The 7,345-nt window shown below is 69.1% G+C and carries 9 protein-coding genes; 4 read left to right on the top strand and 5 right to left on the bottom strand.

The genetic code is table 11. The features are described 5' to 3' along the window. Positions 1-20: 20 nt before the first annotated feature. The gene (locus ABD151_RS16485) at positions 21-386 is read right to left on the bottom strand and encodes a DUF5130 family protein (RefSeq protein WP_343995882.1); all 366 of its coding nucleotides are present in this window, start codon (positions 384-386) and stop codon (positions 21-23) included. Beyond that, entirely contained in the window at positions 373-729 is a 357-nt protein-coding gene (locus ABD151_RS16480) for a hypothetical protein (RefSeq protein ID WP_343995881.1), read from the bottom strand. The genes ABD151_RS16485 and ABD151_RS16480 overlap by 14 nt, the downstream gene beginning before the upstream one ends. 65 nt (positions 730-794) lie before the next feature. Between ABD151_RS16480 and ABD151_RS16475 the strand changes: the two genes are divergently transcribed. Both ABD151_RS16475 and ABD151_RS16470 read left to right on the top strand, forming a co-directional pair. Continuing rightward, the gene (locus ABD151_RS16475; RefSeq protein ID WP_343995880.1) at positions 795-1,781 is read left to right on the top strand and encodes a mechanosensitive ion channel family protein; all 987 of its coding nucleotides are present in this window, start codon (positions 795-797) and stop codon (positions 1,779-1,781) included. Between the two features lie 24 nt (positions 1,782-1,805). Further along, complete coding sequence (locus tag ABD151_RS16470) at positions 1,806-2,198, top strand: globin (protein ID WP_343995879.1); 393 nt, start codon at positions 1,806-1,808, stop codon at positions 2,196-2,198. Positions 2,199-2,204: 6 nt separating this feature from the next. Here the strand turns inward: ABD151_RS16470 and ABD151_RS16465 are convergent, their stop codons facing one another. Next, entirely contained in the window at positions 2,205-3,074 is an 870-nt protein-coding gene (locus ABD151_RS16465) for an acyl-CoA thioesterase (RefSeq protein ID WP_343995877.1), read from the bottom strand. 132 nt (positions 3,075-3,206) lie between these two features. Here ABD151_RS16465 and ABD151_RS16460 point away from each other — a divergent pair, with 132 nt between their 5' ends. Both ABD151_RS16460 and ABD151_RS16455 read left to right on the top strand, forming a co-directional pair. Continuing rightward, the gene (locus ABD151_RS16460) at positions 3,207-4,433 is read left to right on the top strand and encodes an acetyl-CoA C-acetyltransferase (protein WP_343995875.1); all 1,227 of its coding nucleotides are present in this window, start codon (positions 3,207-3,209) and stop codon (positions 4,431-4,433) included. Between the two features lie 41 nt (positions 4,434-4,474). Beyond that, on the top strand, positions 4,475-4,969 hold the full coding sequence (locus ABD151_RS16455; RefSeq protein WP_343995874.1) for a MarR family winged helix-turn-helix transcriptional regulator: 495 nt from the start codon (positions 4,475-4,477) through the stop codon (positions 4,967-4,969). A gap of 69 nt (positions 4,970-5,038) precedes the next feature. Here ABD151_RS16455 and ettA read toward each other — a convergent pair whose 3' ends face one another. Continuing rightward, positions 5,039-6,721, bottom strand: coding sequence for an energy-dependent translational throttle protein EttA (gene ettA, locus ABD151_RS16450; protein ID WP_343995873.1), 1,683 nt, complete (start codon positions 6,719-6,721; stop codon positions 5,039-5,041). 61 nt (positions 6,722-6,782) lie between these two features. Continuing rightward, entirely contained in the window at positions 6,783-7,274 is a 492-nt protein-coding gene (locus tag ABD151_RS16445; RefSeq protein WP_343995872.1) for a single-stranded DNA-binding protein, read from the bottom strand. Between the last annotated feature and the right edge of the window lie 71 nt (positions 7,275-7,345).

Below are 7,345 nucleotides of genomic sequence, written 5' to 3'. Positions count from 1 at the left end.
GGCGCTTCTTGCTTGACGGCTCAGCGTTGTGCGCGGTGCTCGGCCAGCATGGTGATGCCGCGGCGCAGGCCGCCGGCGAGGTCTCCCTCGGCGAAGGCGGACTTCATCTCGAGCACCACCAGGTCGACCTCGGCGTCGGCGACCTCGCGGCGCACCTGGCCCCCGGTGACGATCTCGATGGTGTGCGCCTCGGGGTCGAGGGCGATCAGCACCGAGCGGGCCGGAGCGGCCAGGCGGTTGTGCAGTTGCGTGGCGAAGGCACGGGAGCTGCCCTCGGAGCGACCTACGAAGACCGAGATCTCGAACCGGCTGGCCAGCTCGGCCTGGTGGATGGTCTTGTGGATCGCCAGGCGTTCAGCGGTGGAGAAGTACTCACCACTTGCCACTGGCGCCACCGGCTTTCGACTCCGCGTTGTCGGGGGCCGGAAGCGCGTCGGTGCCCGAGCGCGGGCCGCCGAACCACTCGCTGTCGGGGGCGGCGTTGCTGTGTGCGAACTTCTCGCCACGGATCAGGCCGGGGGTGATCACCACGAGGATGATCACCAGCGCCAGCGCGAGGGGGATGCCCAGCACCAGGGCGAGGAAGTGGAGCGGGTCGACGGCGTCGGGGTCGCTCCAGCCCTCGGGCACATTCGCGTTGGCCGGGGCGGCAACCGTCACCAGACCGAGCGCCAGACCGGCGACGGCGACGCGCGTGACACGACGGGACCAAGAGCAGGTGGAGTTCATCACAATAGGCAATGGTATCGGCTCCTCGTTTGGCTCGATCACCCACTGCCCGTAGCCTCCGTCACATGTCGTTGGTCCCCACGTACGACGAGTGCGATCCCGATCAGTCCTATGCCTGCCGCGCCGTGTTCCGGCTCACCGACAACGAGTCGCTGGCCGACGTCGCGGTCTGGCTGATCGGCAAGCCACTCTCGATCGCCCTGCTGTTCGTCCTCGGATTCTCCGCCCGCTGGCTGATCCACCGATTCGTCGATCGGCTGGTCCGCCAGGCCGAGTCCCGCGAGACCGCCGGCTCGCTGGTGGCGAGTCGCCGGGTGCAGCGGGTGCGCACCATGGGCAGCCTGTTGAAGTCGATCGCCACCGGTCTGATCACCACGATCGTGCTGATCATGACCATCGCCGAGCTCGGCTACAACGTGGCCCCGTTGCTGGCCAGTGCCGGCATCGTGGGCGTGGCCCTCGGCTTCGGCGCACAGAGCCTGGTCAAGGACTTCCTCTCCGGCATCTTCATGATCTTCGAGGACCAGTACGGCGTCGGCGACGTGGTCGACGTCGGCGAGGCGTCGGGCACGATCGAGGCGGTCAGCCTGCGGGTCACCCGCCTGCGCGACACCGAGGGCACCGTCTGGTACGTCCGCAACGGCGAGATCCTGCGGGTCGGCAACATGAGCCAGAACTGGGCCCGCACCGTGCTGGACGTGGCCGTGGCCTACAGCGAGGACCTGGTCAAGGTGCGCCGGGTGCTGCGCGAGGTCGCCCACGACATGTGGGAGGACGACGAGTTCCGCGGCATCGTGATCGAGGAGCCCGAGGTCTGGGGCGTGCAGTCGGTGGGCCCGGACGGCGTGGTGCTGCGGGTCGCGGTGAAGACCGCGCCGCAGCAGCAGTGGGCGGTCGGTCGCGAGCTGCGCCAGCGGATCAAGGCCCGCTTCGACTACGCGGGCATCGAGGTGCCGTACCCCGAGTGGGTGACCCGCCAGCCGGGCCAGGCGGTTCCGAGCGGGGCCAACGGCGCCCCGAGCCGGGAGCCGGACGCCGACGTGCATCCGTAGCCACCGGCTGGGCACAATGGGAGCGTGTCAGATCAGAGTGCGGCAGCCACCTTCTACGACGAGATCGGCGGGGAGCCGACGATCCGCGCGATCGTGGACCGCTTCTACGCCGGCGTCGCCGACGACCCGCTGCTGCGCCCGATGTATCCCGAGCAGGACCTCGGCCCGGCCGCGGACCGGTTCTCGCTCTTCCTGATGCAGTACTGGGGCGGCCCGACCACCTACGGCGAGCAGCGCGGCCACCCGCGGCTGCGGATGCGGCACGCCCCCTTCGAGGTCACTCCGGCCGCCGCCGAGCGGTGGCTGCACCACTTCCGGGCCGGGCTCGACGAGGCCAAGCTGACGCCGGAGCAGGACGAGCAGTTCTGGGCCTACGCCACCCACGCCGCCCAGTTCATGGTGAACACCCCGGGCTGAGCCCGCTCAGGCCCGGGCCGCGGCTTCGAACTGCTCCTGGAAGAGCGCCCGGACCCGCTCCGGTGCCGGCACCGAGCGTTGCGTGGCGCGGTCGAAGGTCACCATCACCACGCGTGCCCGGCTGAGCACGGTGTCGCCGTCCAGGATGATCGACTCCATCCCGAACGACGAGCGGCCGACGTGGGAGACCCACGACTGCACCCGGTAGGGCTCGCCCCGGAACAGGATCGGCGTCTTGTAGTCGACGTCGCACTGCGCCACCACGAACTGCACCCCGATGTCGGAGCCGTCGTGCGCGACGTGGGTGATGTAGGCGATCCGCGCCTCCTGGAAGTACTCGAAGTACTTGACGTTGTTCACGTGGCCGTAGGCGTCGACGTCACTGAACCGCACGTGCAGCGGATAGTGGCCGGCCTCCAGCAGCTTCGGCTCCCCCATCCGCACCGACGGCGGCAGCGGCGAGGGCTCCACGAAGCCGCGCAACACGTCCTTCTCGTCGGGGCGCAGCCGACGCGGGCGCTCCTCGGCGAAGACGAACGGGGCCAGCACCGTGGTGGCGCGCAGGTAGACCCGGCGGCCGGTGGCCGTCTCGTCGAAGACCTCGTAGGCCATCGTGAAGGAGCCGGCCCGGATCTCGGTGACCCAGCACTCGATGGAGACCGGCTCCGCGCGGAACATCAGCGGGGCGACGAACTGCACCTCGTGGCGCACCACCACCAGTCCCTCGCCGACGTCGGTGGCCCGGATCTCCGGCGCATGGGTGCGCAGCATGTCGATCCGCGCCTCCTGCAGGTAGTCCACGTAGATCACGTTGTTGACGTGTCCGAGCATGTCGAGGTCGGCCCAGCGGATCGGGCAGCGATACAAGTGGCGCACGCCGTCATGCTCCCACGGGGATCGGGCGCTGCTCCACGAGGCGTGGCCCACACTTCTCTCACCAAGCACTTGCTTGGGTCTAGTGTGGCAAGGGCTTGAGGACAACGCAGTTCTCGCAGAACGGAGTGCACCATGCCCGAAGCCGTGATCGTCTCCGCCGCTCGCTCGCCGATCGGCCGTGCCAACAAGGGCTCGTTGAAGGACTTCCGTCCCGACGACCTCGCCGCGACCATCATCAAGGCCGCGCTCGACAAGATCCCCGCGCTCGACCCGAACACCGTCGACGACCTCTACCTGGGCAACGGACTGCCCGGCGGCGAGTCCGGCTTCAACATGGCCCGCATCGTCAACGTCATCAACGGGATGGACGCCGTCCCGGGCGCCACCGTGACCCGCTACTGCGCCTCCTCGGTGCAGACCACCCGGATGGCCTTCCACGCGATCAAGGCCGGCGAGGGCGACATCTTCATCTCCGCCGGCGTGGAGACCGTCTCCCGGTTCCGGAACGGCACCTCGGACCACCTGCCGAACACCAAGAACCCGCTGTTCGCCGACGCCATGGCACGCACCGAGGCCACCGCAGCGGGCGACGGCAGCACCACCCCGGACTGGCACGACCCGCGCGCCGACGGCCTGCTGCCGGACGCCTACATCGCGATGGGGCAGACCGCGGAGAACGTGGCGAAGCTGCGCGGGCTGGACCGCCGCGAGCTGGACGAGTTCGCGGTCCGCTCGCAGAACCTCACCGAGAAGGCGATCGCCGACGGCTTCTGGGCCCGCGAGATCACCGCGGTGACCACCCCCGACGGCACCGTGGTCACCGCCGACGACGGCCCCCGCGCCGGGGTCACCTACGAGGCGATCTCCGCCCTCGACCCGGTCTTCCGGCCCGACGGCGTGGTCACCGCCGGCAACTGCTGTCCGCTCAACGACGGCGCCGCAGCGGTGGTCCTGATGTCGGATGCCAAGGCCGCCGAGCTGGGGCTGACCCCGTTGGCCCGGATCGTGGCGACCGGCGTCTCCGGCCTCTCCCCCGAGATCATGGGCCTCGGCCCGGTCGAGGCGACCAAGCGCGCCCTGGCCAACGCCAAGATGAGCATCGGCGACATCGACCTGGTCGAGATCAACGAGGCGTTCGCGGCCCAGGTGGTGCCCTCCTACCAGGACCTCGGCATCGACCTGGACCGGCTCAACGTCAACGGCGGCGCGATCGCGGTCGGCCACCCCTTCGGGATGACCGGCGCCCGGTTGCAGAACACCATGCTCAACTCGCTGGAGTGGCACGACAAGTCCACCGGACTGATCACCATGTGCGTGGGCGGCGGCCAGGGCATGGCGCTGATCCTCGAACGGCTCTGAAATCCGGAACAACGCCGAGGCGGCGGGTTAGGGTCGACTCCGTGAACGACGAGGCACCCGCTGAGCCACTGTGGCTCGACCAGGATCAACAGCATGCCTGGCGTGCCTACATCAGCGGCACCACCTTGTTGCTCGACCGCCTCGATGACGAGCTGCGGCAGAGCCACAAGATCGGCCTCAACGAGTACGAGGTGCTGGTCCGGCTCTCCGAGCGCGAGGACCACCGGATGCGGATGTCGATGCTCGCCGACGCGATGCGGTTCAGCCGGAGCCGGATCACCCACACCATCAAGCGGATGGAGGAGGCGGGGCTGGTCGATCGCACCCAGTCCGCCGACGACGGCCGCGGGGTGATCGCCCGGCTGACCCCCGAGGGCTACCAACGCCTCAAGGATGCCGCGCCCAGCCACGTGGCCGGCGTCCGCGAGCACCTGGTGGCGCTGGCCTCCGGGCCGGACTTCGAGGCCGTGGGACGGGTCTTCGACGCGGTCGTGGACGCGCTCAGCGGCGACAGCCCGGAGACCGACATCAGGTAGCCCGCCTCCGACCCGCAGAACGGCGAAAGCCCCGGCCTCGGCCGGGGCTTTCGCGCTTCTGTCAGTGCCTCAGTCGCGGGTCAGGCGACGGTGCGTCACCCGGTGCGGGCGGGCGGCCTCGATGCCGAGGCGCTCGATCTTGTTCTCCTCGTAGGAGGCGAAGTTGCCCTCGAACCAGAACCACTGGCCGCTGTCCTCGGCGTCGCCCTCCCAGGCCAGGATGTGGGTGGCGATCCGGTCCAGGAACCACCGGTCGTGGGAGGTGACCACGGCACAGCCCGGGAAGTCGAGGAGCGCGTCCTCCAGCGAGGAGAGGGTCTCCACGTCGAGGTCGTTGGTCGGCTCGTCGAGGAGCAGCATGTTGCCGCCCTGCTTGAGGGTCAGCGCCAGGTTCAGGCGGTTGCGCTCACCACCGGAGAGCACGCCTGCCTTCTTCTGCTGGTCCGGGCCCTTGAAGCCGAACGACGCCACGTAGGCGCGGCTGTTCATCTCGAAGTTGGCGACCTTGATGAAGTCCAGGCCGTCGGAGACGACCTCCCAGACGTTCTTGTTCGGGTCGATGCCGCCGCGGCTCTGGTCGGCGTAGGAGATCTTCACCGTCTGGCCGACCTTGAGCTCACCGGAGTCCGGGGTCTCGGTGCCGGTGATCATCCGGAAGAGCGTGGTCTTGCCGACGCCGTTGGGGCCGACGATGCCGACGATGCCGGCACGCGGGAGGCTGAAGGAGACGTCGTTCCACAGCACCTTGCCCTCGAAGGCCTTGGTCAGGTGCGACGCCTCGAGGACGACGTCACCGAGCCGCGGGCCCGGCGGGATGTTGATGTCGGCGGTGTCGATCTTGCGGGCCTTGTCGGCCTCGGCTGCGAGCTCCTCGTAGCGGGCCAGACGCGACTTGCTCTTGGTCTGGCGGGCCTTGGCGTTGGAGCGCACCCACTCGAGTTCCTTCTCGAGCATCTTGGCGCGCTTGGCGTCCTTCTGGCCCTCGATCTTGAGGCGGTCCTTCTTGGTCTCCAGGTAGGTGGAGTAGTTGCCCTCGTAGCCGTGGATCGAGCCACGGTCGACCTCCGCGATCCACTCGGCGACGTTGTCGAGGAAGTACCGGTCGTGGGTGATCGCCAGGACGGCGCCCGGGTAGGTCTTGAGGTGACCCTCCAGCCACTGCACCGACTCGGCGTCGAGGTGGTTGGTGGGCTCGTCGAGGAGCAGCAGGTCGGGCTGCTGGAGCAGCAGCTTGCACAGCGCGACGCGGCGGCGCTCACCACCGGACAGGTTGTCGACCAGCACCTCGGGCGGCGGGCAGCGCAGGGCGTCCATCGCCTGGTCGAGGCGGCTGTCGAGGTCCCACGCGTTGGCGTGGTCCAGGTCGGTCTGCAGGTCGCCCATCTCGGCGAGCAGGGTGTCGAAGTCAGCGTCCGGGCTCGCCATCTCCTCGGAGATCGCGTTGTACCGGTCGAGCTTGCCCTTGATCTCGGCGACGGCCTCCTCGACGTTCTCCAGGACGGTCTTGCCCTCGGTCAGCGGCGGCTCCTGCTGGAGCATGCCGACCGTGGCCTCCGGGTCCTTGATCGCGTCGCCGTTGTTCGGCTGGTCGAGCCCGGCCATGATCTTGAGCAGCGAGGACTTGCCGGCGCCGTTCGGGCCGACGACACCGATCTTGGCGCCGTGCAGGAAGGACAGGGTCACGTTGTCGAGGACAACCTTGTCACCGTGCGCCTTGCGGACGTTGCGCAGCGTGAACACATACTCAGCCATAGCACGGCAGCCTACGGCCCGGCTGCTGCTCGGAGCCAACCGGGCCGCCGCCGCTGGGGCCTCAGCCGGCCTCGACCAGCGAGCCGGCCTCGGCCATCTCCTCGATCGTCTCGCCGTCACTGCTCACCTGGGCTCCGCCGACGCCGTAGCCACTGTTGATCTCGGCCAGCGCCCGCTCGTCGACACCCTCGCTCGCGGTGCGCTCGAAGCTGCTGCGCCCCCGGTTCAGATCGTGGCCGATGACGGCCGCATCGACCACCATCACCTGCCGGGCCACCCCGTCGGGCGCCGTCCAGACCTGGGTGGTGAGCTTGCCGTAGAGGACCACCGGATCGCCCTTGCGCAGCGACTCCGCGCAGTTGCGGCCGAGCTGGCGCCAGCAGTTGACGGTGTACCAGTTGGTCTCGGCGTCGCTCCAGGAGCGGTCCCGGCTGTTCCACCGGCGCGGTGTGGAGGCCACCCGGAACGTGGCCACGGTGACGCCGTCACCGAGCACCCTGGTCTCGACCTCGGTGCCCACGAAGCCGGTGATGTTGAGGTAGTTCTCGTTCATTGACTGCCCTTCCTGGCGGTTGCTGGTGCGACCTCCAGTGCACCGCCGATCCGCGGCACCGGACAGCGAAC

Origin of the sequence: Nocardioides dubius, from assembly GCF_039528155.1 — a bacterium.
In the GTDB taxonomy this organism is placed as follows: Bacteria; Actinomycetota; Actinomycetes; order Propionibacteriales; family Nocardioidaceae; genus Nocardioides; species Nocardioides dubius.
The sequence above is the reverse complement of the archived record's forward strand: the minus strand, read 5'-3'. Positions and strand labels throughout refer to the sequence as shown.